At 71.4% G+C, this 20,659-nt stretch carries 19 protein-coding genes and 1 pseudogene; 8 read left to right on the top strand and 12 right to left on the bottom strand.

All coding sequences use genetic code 11. The features are described from left to right. The first annotated feature begins 213 nt into the window (after window positions 1-213). The 5 genes from ACFJGV_RS11560 (at window position 214) to crcB (ending at window position 3,423) form a co-directional block, all read left to right on the top strand. Window positions 214-852 (top strand): hypothetical protein, encoded by a 639-nt coding sequence (locus tag ACFJGV_RS11560; RefSeq protein ID WP_378144085.1) that lies wholly within the window; start codon window positions 214-216, stop codon window positions 850-852. 125 nt (window positions 853-977) lie between these two features. Beyond that, entirely contained in the window at window positions 978-1,742 is a 765-nt protein-coding gene (locus ACFJGV_RS11555) for a YcnI family protein (protein WP_378144084.1), read from the top strand. Between the two features lie 8 nt (window positions 1,743-1,750). Continuing rightward, entirely contained in the window at window positions 1,751-2,434 is a 684-nt protein-coding gene (locus ACFJGV_RS11550; protein ID WP_378144083.1) for a copper resistance protein CopC, read from the top strand. Between the two features lie 12 nt (window positions 2,435-2,446). Continuing rightward, window positions 2,447-3,049, top strand: coding sequence for a fluoride efflux transporter FluC (locus ACFJGV_RS11545; protein WP_378148706.1), 603 nt, complete (start codon window positions 2,447-2,449; stop codon window positions 3,047-3,049). Continuing rightward, window positions 3,046-3,423, top strand: a complete 378-nt coding sequence (gene crcB / locus ACFJGV_RS11540) for a fluoride efflux transporter CrcB (RefSeq protein ID WP_378144082.1) — start codon at window positions 3,046-3,048, stop codon at window positions 3,421-3,423. The genes ACFJGV_RS11545 and crcB overlap by 4 nt, the downstream gene beginning before the upstream one ends. A gap of 96 nt (window positions 3,424-3,519) precedes the next feature. Here crcB and ACFJGV_RS11535 read toward each other — a convergent pair whose 3' ends face one another. The 3 genes from ACFJGV_RS11535 to ACFJGV_RS11525 all read right to left on the bottom strand — a co-directional run bounded on the left by ACFJGV_RS11535 (window position 3,520) and on the right by ACFJGV_RS11525 (window position 7,770). After that, on the bottom strand, window positions 3,520-5,247 hold the full coding sequence (locus ACFJGV_RS11535) for a cation:proton antiporter (RefSeq protein ID WP_378144081.1): 1,728 nt from the start codon (window positions 5,245-5,247) through the stop codon (window positions 3,520-3,522). A gap of 45 nt (window positions 5,248-5,292) precedes the next feature. Continuing rightward, window positions 5,293-6,570, bottom strand: coding sequence for a response regulator transcription factor (locus tag ACFJGV_RS11530; protein ID WP_378144080.1), 1,278 nt, complete (start codon window positions 6,568-6,570; stop codon window positions 5,293-5,295). Window positions 6,571-6,750: 180 nt separating this feature from the next. Then, a complete protein-coding gene (locus ACFJGV_RS11525) occupies window positions 6,751-7,770 on the bottom strand; it encodes an SDR family NAD(P)-dependent oxidoreductase (protein WP_378144079.1) in 1,020 nt (339 codons plus the stop codon). Between the two features lie 91 nt (window positions 7,771-7,861). Between ACFJGV_RS11525 and ACFJGV_RS11520 the strand changes: the two genes are divergently transcribed. Beyond that, complete coding sequence (locus ACFJGV_RS11520; RefSeq protein WP_378144077.1) at window positions 7,862-9,214, top strand: MFS transporter; 1,353 nt, start codon at window positions 7,862-7,864, stop codon at window positions 9,212-9,214. A gap of 221 nt (window positions 9,215-9,435) precedes the next feature. On the opposite strand, the gene ACFJGV_RS11515 is transcribed toward ACFJGV_RS11520, so the two are convergent. Together ACFJGV_RS11515 and ACFJGV_RS11510 are read right to left on the bottom strand one after the other, a co-directional pair. Beyond that, window positions 9,436-9,780: an SDR family oxidoreductase gene (locus ACFJGV_RS11515; RefSeq protein WP_378144076.1), complete on the bottom strand. Its 345-nt coding sequence runs from the start codon at window positions 9,778-9,780 to the stop codon at window positions 9,436-9,438. After that, window positions 9,758-10,222 (bottom strand): annotated as a pseudogene (locus ACFJGV_RS11510) (SDR family NAD(P)-dependent oxidoreductase); the annotation flags it as partial. The pseudogene ACFJGV_RS11510 and the gene ACFJGV_RS11515, both read right to left, overlap by 23 nt. Before the next feature lie 176 nt (window positions 10,223-10,398). Between ACFJGV_RS11510 and ACFJGV_RS11505 the strand changes: the two are divergent. Further along, the gene (locus tag ACFJGV_RS11505) at window positions 10,399-12,135 is read left to right on the top strand and encodes a hypothetical protein (protein WP_378144075.1); all 1,737 of its coding nucleotides are present in this window, start codon (window positions 10,399-10,401) and stop codon (window positions 12,133-12,135) included. 161 nt (window positions 12,136-12,296) lie between these two features. Here ACFJGV_RS11505 and ACFJGV_RS11500 read toward each other — a convergent pair whose 3' ends face one another. After that, on the bottom strand, window positions 12,297-12,452 hold the full coding sequence (locus ACFJGV_RS11500) for a hypothetical protein (RefSeq protein WP_378144074.1): 156 nt from the start codon (window positions 12,450-12,452) through the stop codon (window positions 12,297-12,299). A 386-nt stretch (window positions 12,453-12,838) separates the two neighbouring features. Here ACFJGV_RS11500 and ACFJGV_RS11495 point away from each other — a divergent pair, with 386 nt between their 5' ends. After that, the gene (locus ACFJGV_RS11495) at window positions 12,839-14,047 is read left to right on the top strand and encodes a S1C family serine protease (protein WP_378144072.1); all 1,209 of its coding nucleotides are present in this window, start codon (window positions 12,839-12,841) and stop codon (window positions 14,045-14,047) included. Between the two features lie 144 nt (window positions 14,048-14,191). Here the strand turns inward: ACFJGV_RS11495 and mnhG are convergent, their stop codons facing one another. The 6 genes from mnhG to ACFJGV_RS11465 are packed head-to-tail and all read right to left on the bottom strand — an operon-like array spanning window position 14,192 to window position 20,618. Next, entirely contained in the window at window positions 14,192-14,557 is a 366-nt protein-coding gene (gene mnhG, locus ACFJGV_RS11490) for a monovalent cation/H(+) antiporter subunit G (RefSeq protein ID WP_378144071.1), read from the bottom strand. After that, window positions 14,554-14,817, bottom strand: a complete 264-nt coding sequence (locus ACFJGV_RS11485; RefSeq protein ID WP_378144070.1) for a monovalent cation/H+ antiporter complex subunit F — start codon at window positions 14,815-14,817, stop codon at window positions 14,554-14,556. Before ACFJGV_RS11485 ends, mnhG begins: the two co-directional genes overlap by 4 nt. Beyond that, window positions 14,814-15,377 carry a Na+/H+ antiporter subunit E gene (locus ACFJGV_RS11480; RefSeq protein WP_378144069.1) on the bottom strand — a complete coding sequence of 188 codons (564 nt, stop codon included), beginning with the start codon at window positions 15,375-15,377 and terminating at the stop codon, window positions 14,814-14,816. The genes ACFJGV_RS11485 and ACFJGV_RS11480 overlap by 4 nt, the downstream gene beginning before the upstream one ends. After that, window positions 15,377-17,020, bottom strand: coding sequence for a Na+/H+ antiporter subunit D (locus tag ACFJGV_RS11475; protein ID WP_378144068.1), 1,644 nt, complete (start codon window positions 17,018-17,020; stop codon window positions 15,377-15,379). Before ACFJGV_RS11475 ends, ACFJGV_RS11480 begins: the two co-directional genes overlap by 1 nt. Continuing rightward, window positions 17,017-17,601 (bottom strand): Na(+)/H(+) antiporter subunit C, encoded by a 585-nt coding sequence (locus tag ACFJGV_RS11470; RefSeq protein WP_378144066.1) that lies wholly within the window; start codon window positions 17,599-17,601, stop codon window positions 17,017-17,019. The genes ACFJGV_RS11475 and ACFJGV_RS11470 overlap by 4 nt, the downstream gene beginning before the upstream one ends. Further along, on the bottom strand, window positions 17,598-20,618 hold the full coding sequence (locus tag ACFJGV_RS11465; RefSeq protein WP_378144065.1) for a Na+/H+ antiporter subunit A: 3,021 nt from the start codon (window positions 20,616-20,618) through the stop codon (window positions 17,598-17,600). The genes ACFJGV_RS11470 and ACFJGV_RS11465 overlap by 4 nt, the downstream gene beginning before the upstream one ends. Between the last annotated feature and the right edge of the window lie 41 nt (window positions 20,619-20,659).

Genomic DNA, 20,659 nt, shown 5'->3' with positions numbered 1-20,659 from the left:
TCATCCTCCGTAGGGTGTGAGCATCCCGGCTCGTTAGACAGGCTAGCTAGTTATCTCTGGAACCCAAAATGAAGAATTCGGGATTGACACGCCGTGATCTGGTGTGCCATTGTCCGCTCCCTACCCACGAACGGGGGTGACGATGCCCTCGCGACGGTACGCGGTGAACCGTCGAATAGGCTGGACGGACAGCACTCACGAGAGCAGGGCGACGTGGAGAGATGGACGCGGGTGGGCCGGGGCGCGGCCGCCGCATCCTTCGCCACCTTCTTCGCCGCCTTCTCGCACGCGGCTGCGGGGTCGACGGCGCCGGGTGCGGTGGGCGTGGTTATCGCGTTCGCGTTCGCCGTCCTCGTCTGCACGGCCCTCGCGGGCCGGCGTCTGACCGTCCCCCGCCTGGTCGTGAGCGTCGTGGCGAGCCAGGTGCTGTTCCACCTGCTCTTCGGGGTGGGCGCGGGCGACTCCCGCGTCGACTGGTCGCAGCACCTCGGACACCACGGTGAGGTGCTCGGCGCCCTCCCCCTCGGAGTCGCGTCTCCCGACGGGGCGAGCGCGCATGCCGGGCACGACGGGGCATGGATGTGGGTGGCCCACCTCGTCGCGGCGGCCGCCACGATCGCGGTGGCGGTCTGGGGAACCCGTGCGATGGCCGCCCTCGGCACGCTCGTCGACCTGGGTCTGCGGCTGGTGGTCGCTCGCGCCGTGTCGCTCCTTCCCGTCGCGGCACACGGGCTGCGCGGCACCGTCGTCGCGTCGACCCCCGACTGGACCCCGCACGCCCGTCTCCTCCTGGGACGGATGCGTCACCGCGGCCCGCCCGCCCGTCTCGGCTTCGAGTCCGCACTCGCCTGAGCCTCCCGCGCCACGATCCACGAATCGTTGGTCGTCGTCGGGAGCGCGGGGCGCATCCATGACGACAGGGTGTGCGGCGCCTCTGCGCGCGCGCCCGGACCAGACACCTCGTGAAGAGAGACATCGTGAAGAGACGCATCACCAAGAAGACCGCCCTCCTGACCACCGCTGCCGCGTTCGCCGTGGCGGGCGGCGCGCTGTTCGCCACGCCGCTCGCGGCCAGCGCGCACGTGCACGTCGACCCGGACACCGCCTCGGCGGGCGCGTACGCCGTGCTCACGTTCCGCGTGCCCAACGAGTCGGACACGGCGACCACCTCGTCGCTGACCGTCGACCTGCCGACCGACACCCCGGTGACGTTCGCCGCGACCGAGCCCGTGCCGGGCTGGACCGCGAAGGTCATCACCAGCACCCTTCCCGCCCCCGTCACCGAGGGTGACGTGACGATCACCGAGGCGCCCACCCAGATCGTCTGGACCGCGGACGACGGCGTCGGCATCAAGACGGCGCAGTTCCAGCGCTTCCCCGTGCAGCTCGGCCCGCTGCCCGACGTCGACAGCATCACGCTCCCGGCTCACCAGGGCTACTCCGACGGCACCGTCGTCGACTGGAACGAGCCGACGCCCGCCTCGGGGCAGGAGCCCGAGCATCCGGCTCCCGTCGTGTACATCGACGCCGCCCCGCCTGCGGAGGAGGGCTCGATGAGCGTCACGATGACCTCCGGTGGCGACTCCGGCTCGGCGGACTCGTCGGCGAGCGCCTCAGCGGACTCGAGCGCGGACCTCGGCCTGGGCTTCGGGATCGGCGGGCTGGCGCTCGGCGCCGTGGCGCTGGCGATCGCGCTGGTCGCCCTGCTGCGCCGCCCCCGCACCGGGGGAGCGTCCGAGTGAGGCGCCCCGTGAGCCTCCGCCTCCGAGTCCTCGCCTCGGCGGTCGCCGGGGCGCTCCTGGCGGGCGCCGCGGCCGTCGGTGTCGCGGCCCCCGCGTCGGCGCACGACTACCTCGTCTCGACGAGTCCGGCCGCCGACTCCACCGTGTCGGACGCGCTCACCTCGGTGTCGTTGACGTTCAACGAGCCGCCGTTCGCGGATGCGGGTGCCGCGATCGGCATCCGCGTCTCGGATCCGTCGGGCCAGGTCGTCTCCGACGGCCGGGTGTCGATCACCGACTCGACGCTGTCGACGGCGGTGGCGCCCACGACGCAGGGCGCCTACCAGGTGGAGTGGCAGAACGTCTCGGGCGACGGGCACACCGTCTCCGGCACGTACGTGTTCACCTACGCCGGTCCGGTCGCCGCCCCGACGGTCGACCCGACTGCGCCGAGCACGCCCGTCCCGTCGTCGGTGCCGACCGTGACGCCCGACCCGGCGTTCGTCGTCCCCTCGGCGACCGCGACGAGCGGGTCGGACGCGCAGACGACGGGCGGGTTCCCGCCCGTCCTGGTGGGGCTGATCACGGCGGGCGGACTGCTCGTGCTCGCCGCGGTCTTCACCGTCGTGCTGCTCGTCGGGCGGCGCAGCCGGGGGAACCCCTCCGCCGGGCCGTCGACCCGCGTGCCGCCGCGTGACAGTACGGACGAATAGGATCCGACCGTGATGGATGCGCGCCACCGGCCCGAGGAGGATCCCCGCCCCGCGGGCGGGACCCCGTCGGCCGGCGGTGCGCATCCGCCGGACCCGCATCCGGGCCGTTCTCGCGCCCCGTGCTCCCCTCCGCGGGAGGAGCACGGCGAGCTGCCCGTCGACTCCGACCTCGTCGAGCCGCGAGCCCTGCGGCCGCCCCGCGGCGTGCACCTGCGGCCCGGGCTGATCCTGCTCGTGGCGGGGGGCGGCGCGATCGGGACCGCGCTCCGCGAGGCGGTGAGCCTCGCCGTGCCCGCGGTCGGCGGCTTCCCGGCGGCGGTGTTCGGCATCAACCTCGTGGGGGCGTTCGTGCTCGGGTTCCTCCTCGAGGCGCTGTCGAGGCGCGGACCTGACACCGGCCGCCGTCGCCTCCTCCGGCTCGGGCTCGGGACCGGAGTGCTCGGCGGATTCACCACGTACAGCGCCCTCGCCGCCGACAGTGCCGTGCTGCTGACCGGTCCGGAGGCGTGGCTCGGCGTGGTCTACGCGCTCGCGACCGTCGTGCTGGGTGCGGGGGCGACCCTCGCGGGCATCGCCCTGGCATCTCCGCGACGGGCGAAGGAGGGGGCCGAGTGACCCCCCTCCTGTTCCTGCTGCTGTCGCTGGCCGGCGGCGTGGGCGCGGTGGCGCGCTTCGTGCTCGACGGCGCGATCAAGTCGCTGGTGCGGACGAGCTACCCGGTGGGCACCACCGTCATCAACCTCTCCGGATCGCTGCTGCTCGGGTTCCTCACCGGCCTCGCCCTCTCGCACGTGGTGAGCGACGACTGGCGGCTCGTGCTCGGCACCGGCTTCCTCGGCGGATACACCACGTTCAGCACGGCCAGCTTCGAGACGGTCCGGCAGGCACAGCAGCGCCGCTGGGGCGCCGCGTTCGCCAACGGCGTGGGGATGCTCGCCGCCTCGGTCGCGCTCGCGTTCGCGGGTTACCTCCTCGGCGCGAGCCTCTGACTCGGCACCGCCTCCTCGGGCGGCCCGGCGCGTGCGCAGCGGGCGGAACCCGCATCACCCACCGCCCCCGTGCGCCGATCCGACCGGTGCCGAGCTTCAGTGCCCGCCGCCTCCCGGGCGGCGACGCAGCCGCGTCTCCTCCTGGTCGAGCAGTGACTGCGCCTCGGCGAGCACACGTGAGGAGTAGCTGCCGAGCGACCGCAGCTCGAGCATCTTCTCCCGCTCGGCGGCCACGATGAGCAGCCGCAGCTCGCGGAACTGCCGGTGCGGCGTCTGATCCTGCAGCTCGCGGCGGCCGGCACGTTCCCAGGCCGCCTCGGTGCGCAGGAACGTGGTCTGCCGTGCGCGCTCCACGACGTCGGGGTCCACCTCGTCGCTCATCTCCGACACGTGGTCGTCGAGCGCGTCGAGCCCGGCGCCGCTGATCGTCTCGAGCAGCGCGGCGAGCTCCTTGCGGTCCTCCCGCGCGTCGATGCCCTGCACCTTGAGCAGACGGATGAGGGCGGGCAGCGTGCCACCCTGCATCACGATGCTCGCCACGGCGACGGTGAACGCGATCAGGATGAGCTGCGGCCGATACGGGGTCGTGTCCGGCAGCGACTGCGCGGCGGCGAGCGTGACCACGCCGCGCATGCCCGACCAGCCGAGCACCACGCCGCCGCGCCAGTCGATGCCCTCCTGACGCTGCTGCTCGAGGTCGGCGCGTCGCCGCTCGTAATCGTGCTCGAGCCGGTCTCGCACGCGGGCCTGCCGCTTCGTCGTCACCGGGTGCGTGCGGTAGTAGTAGAGCGCGAGCAGCGACCGGTACGTGCGCCTCTCGGCCCGCCGCTCGCGCTGGCGCAGCCCGAAGACCAGCGGCCCGATCCACAGGTACCGCAGCAGGATGAGGGCGAGGGTCGCGATCAGTCCGATCCCCACGGAGGCGCCCACGCTCAGGACCGAGTCGTCGACGTCCTCGACGAGCGTGCGGATCTCGAGCCCGATGAGCAGGAACACCCCGTTCTCGAGCAGGAACTGGATGGTGCGCCAGTTGATGCGGTCGCTGATCCTCGACTGCGGCGAGAACCGCGACGGCGCCGCGTGCCCGGTGTAGAGACCGGCGACCACCACGGCGAGCACCCCGGATGCGCCCAGCGCCTCCGCGGGCATGAACGCCACGAACGGCACGGCCAACGAGAGCGCCGTGTCGAGCACGGGGTCGTCGAGCTTCGAGCGCACGAACACCGTGACGATCCCGGCGAGCAGCCCGATCACCACCGCGGCGACGACCGCGTAGAAGAAGTCGCCCACCCCCGCCCAGGGCGAGGCGAGCAGCCCCGCCGACGCGGCGACGGCCGACCGCAGCAGCACCAGGGCGGTCGCGTCGTTGACGAGCCCCTCGCCCTCCAGCACGGTGAGCAGTCGTGGGGGCAGGCCCAGCCGGCGGCCGATGGAGGTGGCGGCCACCGCATCCGGTGGGCTGATGATGGCGCCCAGCGCCACGGCCGCGGCGAAGTCGAGGTCGGGCAGCAGCTCGAAGAGCAGGAACCCCGTCGCGAACGCGGTGACGACGACGAGGAGCACGGAGAGGCTCGCGATGGGGGCGAGGTTGCGCCGGAAGTCCATGATCGGCACGCTGACGGCGGCCGCGTAGAGGATGGGCGGCAGCAGTCCGTCGAGGATGATCTCGTGGGGCACCTCGACGTCGGGCACCCCCGGCAGATACGACAGCCCCACGCCGACGACCACGAGGATGATGGGTGCCGCGATGCCGAGCTTCCTCGCGAAGGCGGCCACCGCGACGATCACCGCGACGGCGAGGACCGCGTAGACGCCCAACTCCATCCCCTCAACCCTAAACGTGCAGAGAGTGCAGAGGAGACGGGAGGGTCAGGATGCGGGCGGAAGGGGCCCGTTCGGATGCGTCCGGGCCAGCTCGACCGCGGCCTGCCGTGTGTTCACTCCGAGCTTGCGGTACAGCGAACGCACGTGCGTCTTCACCGTGTTGGGCGAGACGAACTCGGCGGCGGCGATCTGGTTGAGGTTCAGGCCCTCTCCGAGGTACCACCAGATGGTCCGCTCGCGCCGGGTCAGCGCGGGCAGCTCGTCGGTCGGGTCGCCCAGGATCCGCGGCAGCACCCGAGCGAGCCGCTCGTCGGTCGCAGCCCGCTTCGCGATCGCGGCCTCGAGTCCCGAGACCGGCACGTCGAGCAGCACCGTGTAGATCTGCTCGCGCGAGATCGTCTCGAGCGCGGCTTCGATGAGGGTGGCGGCCTCGGCCGCATCCTCGGTCACCGTCGCGTGCAGCAGCTCGATCTTCACCCGTGCCCGGATGCTGAGGTCCGGATCGTTGAGCAGCGGCCCCGTCACGGCGCGGGCGGCCATCGCGTCGCCCTTCTCGACCGCGGCGAGGGCCGCGTCGACGCTGTTCGTCTCGACGGCGATCTCCCCGGCCCGGCCCACGTCGAGGCGCAGGGTCGGGGCGCCGAGATCCTCGCGGGAGAGTCGGTGCGTCGACAGCGCGATGATGTACCAGTTGAGGCCGCTCTCCCACTGCTTCGGGTAGTGCGCCAGGCAGGTGGCGCGCAGCCGCGTCATCGCCGCCCGCGTGGAACCCGACAGTGAGGCGATGCGGGCGTCGAGCCAGACCAGCACGGCCCAGGCCTCCGTCCCGTCGAGCGGTTGCGCCGCGTCAGCGAGGCGCTGGGCCTCGTCGAGCTCCAGGCAGTCGATGGCGAGCATCGCCCGCGCCGCGGTCGCCAGCGGATGCTCGGCGATCGACTCGGATCGGCCCACCCAGAGGCCGGCGTAGCGACGGTCACCGTGCACGGCGTGGATGTAGGCGACGGTGGCCGCGGCCAGGGCCGACACCTCGGCGCGCCCGTGCGCCTGGGCGGTGTCCCAGACGCGTTCCCAGGCGCGCAGTCCGGCGAGGTCGTCGCCGGCGAGCGAGAGGCAGATCGCCCACTCGCGCCGGAGGTCGACGAGGGCGGGCTCGATGGCGCGCAGATGGTCCGAGCCGACGACCTCGAGAAGCTGGTGGCAGACCCGGACCTGCTCGACTGCCGCGGCGAACCGCCCGGAACGTCTCAGCTCGACCGCACGCAGAGTGAGCGATTCGAGCTCGTCGACGACGCTCAGCGCCCCCACCCCGTCCCCGACCGTCATCCTCTCATCATGGACGTGTGAGGGTGAGAATTCACCCTGTGCACAGGAGAACCTCACCCTCGAGGGTGAGATCCTCGGGGGCCGCGATCCGCGAGCGTGGGGAGGAGCCGTTGCCCACCGGGTGGAGTCGTGACCCGTTCGACTCCACCCGGGGCTCGGTGAGCGCGTCCCGCGCTCGGCTCACAGGCTCCCGTCCGGCGCCGGCTCAGGCGCTGGCGTGCCGGCCTCGTCCGCCTTCTTCGCCGCCTTCTTCGCCGCCTTCGTGGCCGCGTCCTCGGCGCGCATCCGGGCGCGGATCCCGCCGTCGACCGTGAGGGTGCCGGCCATGGGCTCGTAGATCGCGCCGGGGCCGGACGGGTAGGCCGACGCCCGCTCCACCTCCTGTTCCACCAGTCGCCCGGTGAGTCGCTCGGTGACGCCCGGCAGGAAGCGGTGCGTGGCGGTCGCGCCGCGGGCCTTCGGCCCGACCGGCATCTGGGTCCGCGGATGCGCGCACGCCTTCACGATCTCGTCGATGACCAGCTGCGGGTCGTCCATCATCGCCATCCGCGGCGCATGGCCGGTGTAGTTCGCGGCGTGCGTCCACCAGGGGGTGTCGATCGCGTAGGGCATCACGGTGGCGACCTTCACATCGTCGAGTCCGGCGAGCCGCAGCTCCTCCGCGAGCGAGCGGCCGAGGCTCAGCACCGCCGCCTTCGTCGCGGCGTAGACGGTCTGGTACGCGAGCGGCACCTCGCTGTCGACCGAGCCCACGTTGACGAGCACACCCCGGCCGCGGTCGGTGAACCGCCGCAGCGCGACGTGCGATCCGTAGAGCACGCTCTTCAGGTTGACGTCGATGATCCGCTCCTGGTCCGCTACCGGGATCTCCCAGAACAGTCCGAGCGCGCCCACTCCCGCGTTGTTCACCCAGACGTCGATGTCGCCGAAGCGCTCCACCGCGCTCGCGGCGATCCGCTCGACGTCCTCGAGCCGGCTCACGTCGGCCGCGACCGCGAGAGCGGACCCGCCCGCCGTCTCGATCTCGGCGACCAGCGCGTGGAGGGCGTCACCGCGGCGGGCGGCGACCACGACGTGAGCGCCGCGGGCCGCGAGCTCGAGGGCGGCGCCCCGGCCGAATCCGCTCGACGCTCCCGTCACCACGATCGTCTGGCCCGTGAGCTCGTCGTGCGTGCTCTCGGTCTCGTCCTCGGGGCTCATGCGATCGACGTTAGGCCGACCGTCCGCATCCGGGAGGGGGTTGCGGGGAAGCCGCTACCGCCCGTTCACCGGGCGTCAGTACTGTGAAGGCATGTCAGCCACCACCTCCCGGGGCCACGTCGTCGCGTGGGGGCTCTGGGACTGGGCGTCCGCAGCCTTCAACGCGGTCATCACCACGTTCGTGTTCACCGTGTACATCACGTCGTCGGCGTTCGGCGACACCGACGCCAGCTCGGCCGCGCTCGGCTGGGTCATGGCCGGCGCCGGGGTGGTGGTCGCTCTGCTCGCGCCCGTCACCGGGCAGCGATCGGATCGGGGCGGTCGCCGCAAGCTGTGGCTCGCGGTCAACACGTACGTCGTCGTCGCGATGACCGCGCTGATGTTCTTCGTCGAACCCGCGCCGAGCTTCCTCTGGCTCGGGCTCGTGCTGCTCGCCGTGGGGACGGTGTTCTTCGAGTTCGCGAGCGTCAACTACAACGCGATGCTCCAGCAGGTGTCGACGCCCCGCACGATCGGGCGCGTCTCGGGCTTCGGCTGGGGGATGGGCTACGTGGGCGGCATCGTCCTGCTGCTCATCGTCTACTTCGGCTTCATCGAGCCGATCGGAGGGAGCGCCCTGTTCGGCGTGCCCGACACCGACGGCCTCCCCATCCGCGCCACGGTGCTCGTCGCCGCCCTCTGGTACGCGGTGTTCGCGCTGCCGGTGCTGCTCGCCGTGCCCGAGTACCACGACCCGTCGGCGCCCCGGGCGCCCCGGATCGGCTTCCTCCAGTCGTACGTGGTGCTGTTCCGCGACGTGCGCACGCTGTGGCGGGAGCGCCGGCACACGGTGCTGTTCCTCATCGCCAGCGCGGTGTTCCGCGACGGGCTCACGGGCGTCTTCACGTTCGGGGGCGTGCTGGCCGCCGGGTCGTTCGGCTTCTCGGCCGGCTCCGTGATCATCTTCGCGATCGCCGCCAACGTCGTCGCGGGGATCTCCACGATCCTCGTCGGACTCCTCGACGACCGCATCGGTGCCAAGCCCGTGATGGTCGGCTCGCTCATCGGGCTGGTGGTGTTCGGGATCCTCGTGTTCATCTTCCACGACGGCGGCCAGACCGCGTTCTGGATCTTCGGCCTCGCGCTCTGCGCCTTCGTCGGGCCCGCGCAGTCGGCCTCGCGCTCGTTCCTCGCCCGCCAGATCCCCGCCGGACGCGAGGGCGAGATCTTCGGCCTCTACGCCACCACGGGCAAGGCCGCGACCTTCCTCACCCCCGCGATGTGGGCCGTGGCGATCAGCATCGCCGGCGCCGTGCTGCCGGAGGGCTCGAGCACCCAGTACTGGGGCATCCTCGGGATCGTGCTGGTGCTCGTCGTGGGGCTGCTCCTCCTCATCCCCGTCCGCGCCGGCGCCGCCGACGCCGACTCCCGCGAGCCCCTCTCCACGGAGTCCACCCCCGTCTGAGCCCCGTGCCCCGCGGGCAGCCATCCGCGCCGCGTTTGCGGCCGTGCCCTCCTGCCGTTCTCAGGATCTACGGCCCGATTCAGGACGGATCGTCCTGAGAACGGACGATCTGCGGCGACTCTCCTGAGAACGGACGCCCCCGCGTCGCACTGATCCGCCTCACGCGCGAGGAGGCCGGGCGCCTGCGATGGCGCCCGCCTCCCCGAACCTGCGGATGCGGGTCAGTACTTCGCCGACTGGCCGCCGTCGATCGGGATCACCGCGGCGTTGACGTAGGAGGCGTCGTCCGAGAGGAGGAACGCGACCACGGCCGCGATCTCCGGGGCCTCGCCGTAGCGCTTGGTGGGGTTGCCCTGGATGAACTGCTCCGCCGCCTGGCGCGGGTTCTCCGGGTCGATCTGGCGCATGGAGCCCTCGACCATGGGGGTCCAGATGGCGCCGGGGGCGATGGCGTTGATCCGGATGCCGAACTCGCCGTACTCGACGCCCGAGTTGCGGGTGAGTCCCCACCACGCCGTGCTTCGCAGCGGCGTAGCCCGACTGGTTGCCGACGCCGCGGATGCCACCGACGCTCGCGGTGTTGACGACCGAGCCGGATCCCTGCTGGTGCATCACGGCGAGCACCTTCTCGAGCCCGAGGAAGACGCCGCGGAGGTTGATGGCGACGACGCGGTCGAACTCCTCGGCGGTGAACGACTCGGTGAGGTTCTGGCGCCCCTCGATGCCGGCGTTGTTGAAGAAGCCGTCGATCCGGCCGTAGGCCTCGAGGGTCTTCGCGACGTAGGCCTCGACCTCGGCCTCCTTCGAGACGTCGGCGGTCGCGACGAGCACCTCGGCGTCGGCCGCGGTCGCCTTGACGGCGGCGACGGTCTCCTCGAGGCCCTTCTCGGAGATGTCGACGAGGGCGAGCTTCGCGCCCTCGGAGGCGAGGCGGACGGCGGTCGCGCGGCCCAGCCCGGAGCCTGCTCCGGTGATCAGGACGACGCGGTCGGTGAAACGGGTGGACATGATGCAGCCTCCAAGACGGCTTCGGATGTGGAGGGCTCGAGGTCCTTCGACGGGCGGCGAGTCCGGCCTCGACGGGCGCGAGGCCGGACTTAACACTACACCTGTTGAATAGGTGATAGACCAAAGGCGACGCATCCTCAGCTATGATGAGGACTGCTCGTCTTTCAGGAGGAACCGTGGCCGTTCTCGTCGTCTCGTCCCTGCTCATCCGCGCGCACACCGTGTCGCGAGACGGGGTCGAGGGCTGGCTCCCGCTCGTCGAGGCCGACGTGCGTGGGGCTGTGACCACGATGGAGCTCAGCATTGCCGGCCACTCCTACGAGCTGCCGATGTCGGCGCACGATCAGGGTGTCTCCACGAGAGCGCTTCTCCCGGACGGGCCTGTCGTCACCGCGGGAGGGGAGATGTCCTTCGAGATCCGCGCAGATGGGATGCAGCTGTTCTCGGGGACGGTCATCGTCGAGAAGGATGAGGGCTCGTGGAATGCGCGGCCTGCCGAGCTTCCCGGGGACTTCATCGCGATCCAGGCGTCAGGAGACCCGGAGGCTCCGTGGTTCCGGACCGGGACGTGGATGCCTGGGGCCTTCGAGCTGGACGACATCGACGTGGTTCTGGAGCTTGACGGCGAGACCCAGGATGTGGACATCGAGGGCTCGTACGTGACCACGTTCGGAAGCGGTGATGAGTCGGTCACGTTCCATGTGACCGACTCGGAGTTCATCAGGGCATGGGATGTGCGTGAAGACTCCGACGACGGATCGTTCGACCTCTTCGCGAATCGGGGAGAGTACTCGATGGCCTTCTCCACGGCGTCGGAGTCGAAGACCCTCGCGTTCCGCGTCGATGACGGTGTCCTCGTCACGGAAGGGCCGGCCGAGCTCGACTTGAATGGCGATCTCCTCATCTTCGCCGACGGGAGTCCCGTCTGGGGCGGCTACGTTCATCACGACATCGACGTCGCCGCGTGGTATTCCCGGTTCGTAGACCTGTCCGAGCCTGACGATGGTGATGCCACGACCGAGGATGCCGAGCCACCTTCGGCGGAGGCCGAGGCGGCGATCGCGTCGGTGCAGACCCACGTGGGCACCTACCGCGACGATCTCGTGTCGGGCGGCGGGTCGCTCGACCACGATCAGGTCGACTACGCGCTGAGCGACTTCCTCCCGCTGCGCGAGCGGATGGCGGGGCTGCGAGCCTCCGACCCCGACGACCGCGCTCTCGCCGACGCGGCCGCGCAGCTCGACGAGCTGATCGCTCTCGCCGAGCGCTTCCTCCGGGGCGAGGCTGACGAAGCCGAGGCGCTCCTGGCGCCCTACCGCGCGGTGCTCCGCGCCGACAAGCTGTCGATCTGCCTCGACCGACCGCCGCACGAGTACCGCTACCTCACGACGGGCAAGCGCGAGATCACGACCCCCGAGGCGCTCGCGGCGGCGCCCGTCTGGTACTTCGAGGGCGCGGCACGGAGGGCGGCACCCTCCTCGAGGTCTCGGCGTGGTCCGTCGTCGGCTTCCACTTCGCTCCCGACCACACCCTCGTCGACCGCACGGAGACTTCCGGCCTCGGCGCCTCCGCCCCCTCCTCGACCTTCCCTTGAGCTCCTGCCGCGGCGGCACAGCGGGGCCTGCCGCGGGGCGCCGAGGGGGTCCAGGCGGGTTGCGCCCGACCTGCACCGGGTAAGGGTGCCTGCGGCCTTCAGGGTGCAGCGATCGGACGGAACCCGCCGGAACTCGAGGGGATCGCGAAACCGGGTGGCTGCGCGGGCGATCCCGCCGGCCGGTGATGTGGGCCTGGCCGCCGTACGGACGAGCGTCAGTCGCGGGTTGCGTCCCGTCTGCGCGCGGAGAACGCCCCTGCGGCCTCGAGCGTGCGGAGAGAGGGCGGAACCCGCATCCGCAGTCCATCACGCCGTGTAGGGGCACCGATCTCCTCGCCTTCGGCGGTGAGGCCACAGGAGACGTGCGGCGGAATCATCCCGTGCACGAATCCGCCCGGCCTCACAGGGACCGCGAAGGCAGTCATAGGTGCGTCATAGCCGGGCGAAAGTCCACGCACGGCCGGCGGTCGTGACATGGAGTCACTCCAGCAGGCACGAGATCCGAGGACACACCATGCAGCAGCCCACAGGCGCCGACGACCAGACGCCGCGCGACCAGATCCCCACCCAGCCCGCGTCGAACGCGGCGACGACCGAGCCCGGGACGACGCCGACGACCGGAGCGACGAGCGACACCCTCCGGATGCGCCACGATGGCCACGGCTGGACCCACCCCGGTGCGGTCACCGCCGCCAGCGGCGCCCCCGTTGCGATCGGCGACCAGAACGCAGACGGCGACGACCACGCGACCAGGCTCGCCGCCGCACAGCGACAGGCCGCCGCACAGCAGTGGGCCGCGTGGCAGCAGTACCTCGCGCGCACTGCGCCCGCCTCCGCCGCATCCCCATCGCCGTACTGGCCTTCGCACTCCGCGCCGCACGCCGGCGCCACGGGGCGGCCCGGGTGCGCCGGGCGGACCGGGCGCCCCCGGCGGCCAGGGCCCTTACGCCGACCAGGCTCCGCAGCCCCCGCGCCGCGACCGCCGCGCGGCGATGCGCCGTCGCCGCACCGCAGCGTTCGCCGTGGCCGGGGGCCTCGCCCTCGCCGCGATCGTGGGCACGAGCGGATACGCGCTCGGCTCCTCGCTCGGCACCCCCGCCGCCGCCGCGGTCGACTCCCACGTCTCCGGCGGGAGCACGAGCACCGACGGCGGCGCCTCCGGCCAGGGCTCCTCGCCGTACCTCCTCATCCCCGGCCAGGGCGACTACGGCCAGCAGTACGGCAGCGGCGCCGGCGGCGGCACCGACACGAGCACCGACGCGGTGGCCGCGACCGCCGCGCAGAAGAAGGGCGTCGTCACCATCGTGTCGCAGCTCGGCTACCAGAGCGCCGAGTCGGCGGGCACCGGCATCATCCTGACCTCGGATGGCCTCATCCTCACGAACAACCACGTCGTCGAGGGCTCGACGGCCACCCAGGTGACGGATGAGACGACCGGCAAGACCTACACGGCCACGGTGGTCGGCACCGACAAGACGCACGACATCGCGGTGCTCCAGCTGCAGAACGCGAGCGGCCTCACCACGGCGTCGCTCGAGACCTCCGGCTCGGCCGCGGTCGGTGACGCGGTCACCGCCGTGGGCAACGCCGGAGGCACGGGCGACCTCGTGGCCGCGTCGGGCACGGTCGCCGCGCTCGACCAGACGATCACGACGCAGAGCGAGGCCGGGGTGACGGGCGAGACGCTGACCGGGTTGATCCAGGTCGACGCCGACATCGTGTCGGGCGACTCGGGCGGGCCGCTGCTGGATGCGCAGGGCGACGTCGTCGGGATCGACACCGCCGCCTCCAGCGGCTCGACCGACATCACGGGCTTCGCCATCCCGATCTCGACCGCACTCGACATCGCATCGCAGATCGAGGCCGGCACGGAGACCGACACGATCGAGATCGGCTACCCCGGATTCCTCGGGGTGGAGGTCGCACAGGCGCCGACCGGATCCGCCTCCGGGAGCCGCACCGGACGCGGCAGCAGCAGCAGCGCATCCGGCAGCACCGCATCCGGCGCCACCGTCGGCGGCGTGATCGCGGGCACCCCGGCGGATGAGGTGGGGCTCGTCGCGGGCGACGTCATCACCGCCGTCAACGGCACCGCGGTGGCGAGCGCCGACGACCTGACGGCGAAGATCGGTCAGATGGAGCCGGGCGAGGTCGTCACCCTCACGTGGACCACCGCGTCCGGCGCCTCGCAGACGGCCGCGGTCACCCTCACGCAGGGCCCCGCCGCCTGACCCTCCGCGGTTTCGCCACCCTCCTGGCGTTTCGCCACACGCATGATCGTGGCGAAACTCCACCAGGGTGGCGAAACCGCATCCCCGCACGGGCGCGAGGCGCGCGGCGCGCGGGCGCAGGCGCACGGCGCGGCGCGCGGAGGCTCAGCGCGGGGGATCGGCGTGCTCGTCGCGGAGGAGCAGCGCGGGGTCGTAGTGCTTCGTGCGGTACGCGGCGCGACCCGCCATGTGGGCGGCGAGCGGCGCGGTGAGGCTCTGGAACCCGATGATCGCGACAGCGAGCGTCACCGTCGCGACCGACGGCATCGAGACGGCCACGTCGATGACGATCGCGATCAGTCCGAGCACCTGCGGCTTGGTCGCGGCGTGCAGCCGCGTCAACACGTCGCGGAAGCGGATGAGCCCCACCGCGGCGGCGAAGCAGAGGAACGCGCTGAGCAGCACGAGGATCGCGGTGATGACCTCGCGGGGTCCCCATCCGCCCAGGTCGGAGAAGTCGAGGCCGTTCATGTGTCGTCCTTCGTGGCCATGAAGCGGGCGATGCTCACCGATCCGACGACGGTGAAGATCGCGAGCCCCAGCAGCACGGGCAGCGTGTCGGTGTGCTTGTTGATCGCCATCTCGGCCCCGAGGGCGCACATCACGGTGGCGACGAGAACGTCGGAGGCGATGATCCGGTCGAGTGCGCTGGGCCCTTTGATGATGCGGAACAGGGCCCCGATGGCGGCGGCGCCGAAGAGCACGGCGGCGATGATGACGACGATGATCACGTGGTCGCCTCCTGGTCGAGTCGGGCGCGGTCGTCGCGCGAGCCGAAGGCGAGGATGATCCGCCGCTCGGTCTCGAGCACCTTGCGCTTGGCGAGTTCCACCGCGGCGTCGTCGCGCACGCCGAGGGTGTGGATGAGGAGGGTCGCCTCATCCCGATCGACGTCGAGCAGGATCGAGCCGGGTACGAGCGAGAGCGCCTCGGACGTGAACACCATGACGATGTCGGATCGGGTGCGCAGCTTCACGAGGATCACCGCGCTCTGCTGTCGCCGCTTCGGACCGAGGGCGATCCCGGCGACCTGGATCGACGCCGACACCATGTCGACGGCGAGCCGCACGATGAACCAGATCGCCCGCAGGGGATCGACGCGTCCGCTGAGCCGGACGGCGGGCAGATAGAACACGATCGACACGATCGCGGCCAGCGCGGCTCCGGTGAGGAGCGAGAGCCAGGTGAACTGCCCCCAGAGCAGCATCCACAGCAGGATGAGCCCGAGGAAGGGCAGCAGCCCGCTGAGGATCCGCGCCCGGATCACCGACGCCCGGCTGCGCGGCGCCATCAGCGGCCACCTCCGTCGTCGCCCGCACCCGCGCCACCCGAACCGGTGCCGCCCGAACCCGTGTCGCCCGCGTCGAACGACCCGTTCGGGAACACCGCGTCGATGTACACCTGCGGCTCGACCACGTTCTCGGCCGCCCGCTCGGCGAGAGCGAACAGCGGACCGGCGAACACCGTGAGGCACACGGTCAACGCGATGAGCCCGGTGGCCGCCACGACCATGAGGCGCGGGGTGGTGGACAGCGTGGTCGACGAGCCCTCCGCATCCGCGTGCTCCTGCAAGCGGTCGGTGAGGCGGCCCTCGTAGTCGGCCACCTCGGAGGCCGGCCGCCAGAACGCCAGGTTCCACACCCGCATGAGCGCGTAGAGCGTGAGGAGCGAGGTGAGGGCGCCCGCCCCGATCAGCACGTAGACGAGCGGATTGGGCGCGGCCGCGCCGGCCTCGAAGAGTGCGACCTTCCCGAGGAAGCCCGAGAACGGCGGGATGCCGCCGAGGTTGAGCACACCCACGAAGAACAGGATGGCGACGAAGGGTGCGGTCTTCAGCAGGCCTCCGAGCTTCGTCACCGACGTCGATCTGCCCACCCTCTCGACGAGTCCGACGGTCACGAACAGGGCGGTCTGCACCATGATGTGGTGCACGATGTAGAAAATCGCCGCCCCCTCGCCGATCTCCGTGCCGAGCGCGACGCCGAACAGCATGTAGCCGATGTGGCTGACGAGGGTGAACGAGAGCAGGCGCTTGATGTCGGCCTGCGAGATCGCGCCCAGGATGCCGATCACGAGCGTGAGCAGCGCCACGATCAAGAGCGGGATCTGCAGCGGCACCTGGATGAACAGCAGCCGGTCGGTGCGGATGATCGCGTAGATGCCGACCTTCGTGAGCAGACCGGCGAAGACCGCGGTGACCGGCGCGGGCGCCGTCGGGTACGAGTCGGGCAGCCAGAACGACATCGGGAACACGGCCGCCTTCACCCCGAAGCCCACGAGCAGCGCCACGCAGAGCACCGCCTGGATCTCGAGCGGGAGCGCGCCGATCCGCTCCGAGAGAAGCGCCATCGTCACGGTTCCCGTGGCGCCGTAGATCACCGCGATCGCCGCGAGGAAGAGCAGCGACGACATGAGGCTCACCACGATGTACGTGGTGCCGGCCCGGATGCGCGCACCGGTGCCGCCGAGGGTGAGCAGCACGTAGGAGGCCGCGAGCAGCATCTCGAACCCGACGTACATGTTGAACAGGTCGCCGGCGATGAACGCATCGAAGAGGCCTGCGGCGAGGATGAGGTAGGTCGGGTGGAAGATCGACACCGGCGTCTCGCGGTCGCCGTCCGCGACACCCTGGCCGATGGCGAACAGCAGCACGCCGAGCAGCATCAGCGCCGACACCAGCACCATGATCGCCGACAGCCTGTCGACGACCAGGACGATGCCGAACGGCGGCGCCCATCCGCCCACGTTCATCACGAGCGGCGCGTTCTCGGCGTCGACGACCGCGAGGAGGATCGACGCGATGATCGTGACGAGGGTCAGCGTGGTGATCGAGATGACGATCTGCACCAGGCGCCGACGTCCGAAGACGAGCGCGAGCGCCGCGCCGACGAGCGGCAGCACGACGACGAGGGGGACGAGGGACACGGCGCTCATGAGGTCACGTCCCTGTCGTCGCGCGACGAGTCACGCGAGCCCGTCGAGTCACGGGAGGAGACCGACGGGGAGGACTCGCCGACGGTCGCCGTCGCGCCGGTGGCGCTGTCGGCCGCGTCGAGCACCGCGTGCGCGGTGTCCTCCACCTCGGAGGCGAGCTCCGCGCGCATCGCCTCGTCGTCCTCCTCGATCGACACGCTCATCCGCTCGGCGTCCTCCAGCTCGCGCTCGTCCTCCTCGTGCTCATCGCTGACCGTGTCGCCCTCGTCGCCCAGGTTGGCCAGCCACCAGGAGCGGTAGATGAGGGCGAGGAGGAAGGCCGTGATGCCGAAGTTGATGACGATCGCGGTGAGCATCAGCACCTGCGGCACCGGGTCGACGATCGAGTCGGCCTCGCTCACGTCGCCGATCAGCGGTGCCTGGCCGGATCGGCCGGCCATCAGGAAGAGCAGCAGGTTGATGCCGTTGCCGAGCAGGAGGAAGCCGACGAGGATGCGCGTGAGGCTCCGCTCGAGCATCACGTAGACGCCGGTGCCGCAGAGCACGGCCGAGAGCAGCAGGAGGGTGATCGAGGCGCTCATCGGGCCTCACCCCCTGCGGTGGCGGTGGCCTCGGGGTGCCCGTCCGCCTGTGCCGCCTGCGTCTCGGCCTGCTCCTCCGACACGGTGTGCGCGTCGGGGGCGCCGCTGACCTCGTCGTCCTCGGCGAGCTGCCGGTCGACCTCGCCGCCGAGCGAGCGCAGCACATCGAGCACCACACCGATCACGACGAGGTACACGCCGATGTCGAAGATCGTCGAGGTACCGAACGAGACGTAGCCGAGCACCGGGACGTCGGCCGACCAGTACGCCGAGGTGAGAACATCCGCACCGATGAAGAGCGAGGCGAGCGCGGTGCCCGTGGCGAGCAGGATGCCGGCGCCCAGCAGCGGGCCCGGTCCGATGGGGGCCGCCTCGCCGAGCTCGTAGCGTCCGCCCGCGAGGTAGCGGACGATGAGGGCGAGCCCGGCGAGCATCCCGGCCGCGAACCCGCCGCCGGGGGCGTTGTGGCCGACGAAGAGGAGGTAGATCGACACCAGGATCGCCGGGTGGAAGACCAGGCGCACGATGACCTCGAGCACGAGGGAGCGGTCGCGCGGGGCGAGCGTGCGTCCGCCGAGGAGCCAGGTGTGCTGGCGGTCGTTCTCGGCGGGAGCCGTGGGGGTGTGCGGATCGTCGACGAGCTTCTGGCGGTTCGCCGCCCGGCGTCGGTCACGCGACTCGCGCAGCCGGGGCACGAGCTCGTGCCGTCCGCTCACGAAGAGCAGGCTCGCCACTCCGGTCGCCACCACGACGAGCACCGAGAGCTCGTTCATCGTGTCCCACGCGCGGATGTCGACGAGCATCACGTTCACGACGTTCTGCCCGTGACCCTCGAGGAGCGCCAGGCGGGCGAGCTCCGGTCCGAGCCCGCCGGCCTCGCGGGCGCCGAGCGCCACCCAGCCCACGACCGCGACCGTCGCGCCGAAGGCGATGCCGATGAAGGCCCGGCGCTTCTTGTGCTTGGGCTTGTTGTGCTGCGCGATCCGGCGCGGCAGGCGGCGCAGCACGAGCACGAACACGACGATGGTCACCGTCTCGACGAGCGCCTGCGTGAGCGCGAGGTCGGGGGCGCCGTGCATCGCGAAGAGCACGACGAGTCCGTAGCCGGTCGACCCGACGAGGAGCACGGCGGCGAGGCGCTGCTGGGCGCGCGCCGCCATCACCGCCGCGATCGCCATCGCAGCGGCCACGAACACCTGCGCCGGGTAGTCCCACAGCACGAAGGTGTCGGGCCACTGCCGGCTGATCGCGGTGACCGTGCCCAGGGACAGCACGAACACCACGAGGATCGTGCCGAGGTACTGGGCCAGCCCGCCCTTCTGAGCGAACATCGTCACGCGTGCGGCGACGTGATCGATCGTGCTGAGCACGTGCCAGTACGCGCGTCCCGCGTCGAGCGGCAGGTGCAGCACGCTCTGCACGTCGCGCACGCGGGCCCGCCACCGGAACATGAGCAGTCCGAGCACGATCACCGCCGCCGACACGAACAGTGCGGCCTCGAGCCCGTGCCAGAGTGCGAGGTGGTAGTCGCCCTCGCCCGCGTCGTCGGCGTAGGTGGACAGCGCGACATCGAGCAGCGGCTTCGCCAGCAGCCCGCCGGCGATCGACGCCAGGGCGAGCACCGCGGGGGCGACGAGGATGCCCCGCGAGGGGTGATGCGGATGCGCGGCGACGGCGGGTGTGCTCGCCGTCGCCGTCGTGCTGGCGGGGGTGGGCTTCCGCCCGAACGTGCCCCACAGGAAGCGGGCGGTGTACGCCACCGTGAGCACCGAGCCCAGGGCGGTGGCGATGATCGCGACCCATCCCCATCCGTCGCCCATGATCGCCGCCTCGATGAACGAGGTGAAGGCCGCCTCCTTCGCCACGAACCCGACGAGCGGCGGGATCCCGGCCATCGACAGGGCCGCGATGATCGCGATCGTGGCGAGCACCGGACGCCGGCGGCCGAGGCCGGAGAGGTTGCGGAGGTCGCGGGTGCCCTCGTCGTGGTCGACGATGCCCACCACGAGGAAGAGGGTCGACTTGAACAGCGCGTGGGAGATGACGAGCGCGAGCCCGGCGAGGGCCGCATCGCGCGTGCCGAAGCCGGCGACGACAATGAGGAAGCCGAGCTGGCTCACGGTGCCGTAGGCCAGGAGCAGCTTGAGGTCGTTCTGCTTGAGAGAGCGCCATGCGCCGACGAGCATGGTCAGTGACCCGAGGATCACGAGCACCGGCACCCACCCCGGCGTGTCGGCGAACCCCGGCACGAGCAGCAGCACGAGGTAGACGCCGGCCTTCACCATCGCCGCGGCGTGCAGGTACGCGCTCACGGGTGTCGGGGCCGCCATGGCCGCAGGCAGCCAGAAGTGGAACGGCACGAGCGCCGACTTCGACAGCGCGCCGGCGAGCACGAGCATGACCGCGACCGTCGTGAGGGCGCCCTCCGGATGCGAGTCGACGATCGCAGAGATCGAGCTCGTGCCCGTCTCGACCTGCAGCAGCACGAGCCCGACGAGCATGGCGAGCCCGCCGAACGTCGTCACCAGCAGCGCCTGGAGCGCCGCGCCGCGGCTCTCGCGCCGGTTCGTGTAGTGGCCGATGAGGAGGTAGCTGAGGATCGATGTGATCTCCCAGAACATGAACATCACGTACACGTCGTCGGCGGTGACGAGGCCGTACATCGTGCCGGCGAAGAGCAGCAGCAGGGCGGCGATGCGGCCGAGCGACGGCTCATCGCGGCTGAAGTACCGCGCCGAGTAGACGAGCACCAGCGCACCGATGCCGGTGACGATCAGCGCCATCACCCACGAGAGCGTGTCGACCCGGAAGGAGAACGCGACGTCGAGCTGCGGGATCCACGGCACGAACTCGGTCGGCGGCCGATCGGCGAGCACGGCCTCGGTCTGCGTCAGCGAGAACACGAAGGCCGCCGCCGGCACCAGGGCCACGACGTAGAAGACCCGCGTCGAGAGGACCCGGGTGAGGGCCGGAGTGAGCGCACCGATCACCGCGAACAGCAGTAGAAGGGCGATCATGCGATCTCCTCACGGTGGGGGAGAGGGTCGAGTCCAAGTCT

This window comes from Cnuibacter sp. UC19_7 (assembly GCF_042699995.1).
GTDB lineage: Bacteria > Actinomycetota > Actinomycetes > Actinomycetales > Microbacteriaceae > Cnuibacter.
The sequence above is the reverse complement of the archived record's forward strand: the minus strand, read 5'-3'. Positions and strand labels throughout refer to the sequence as shown.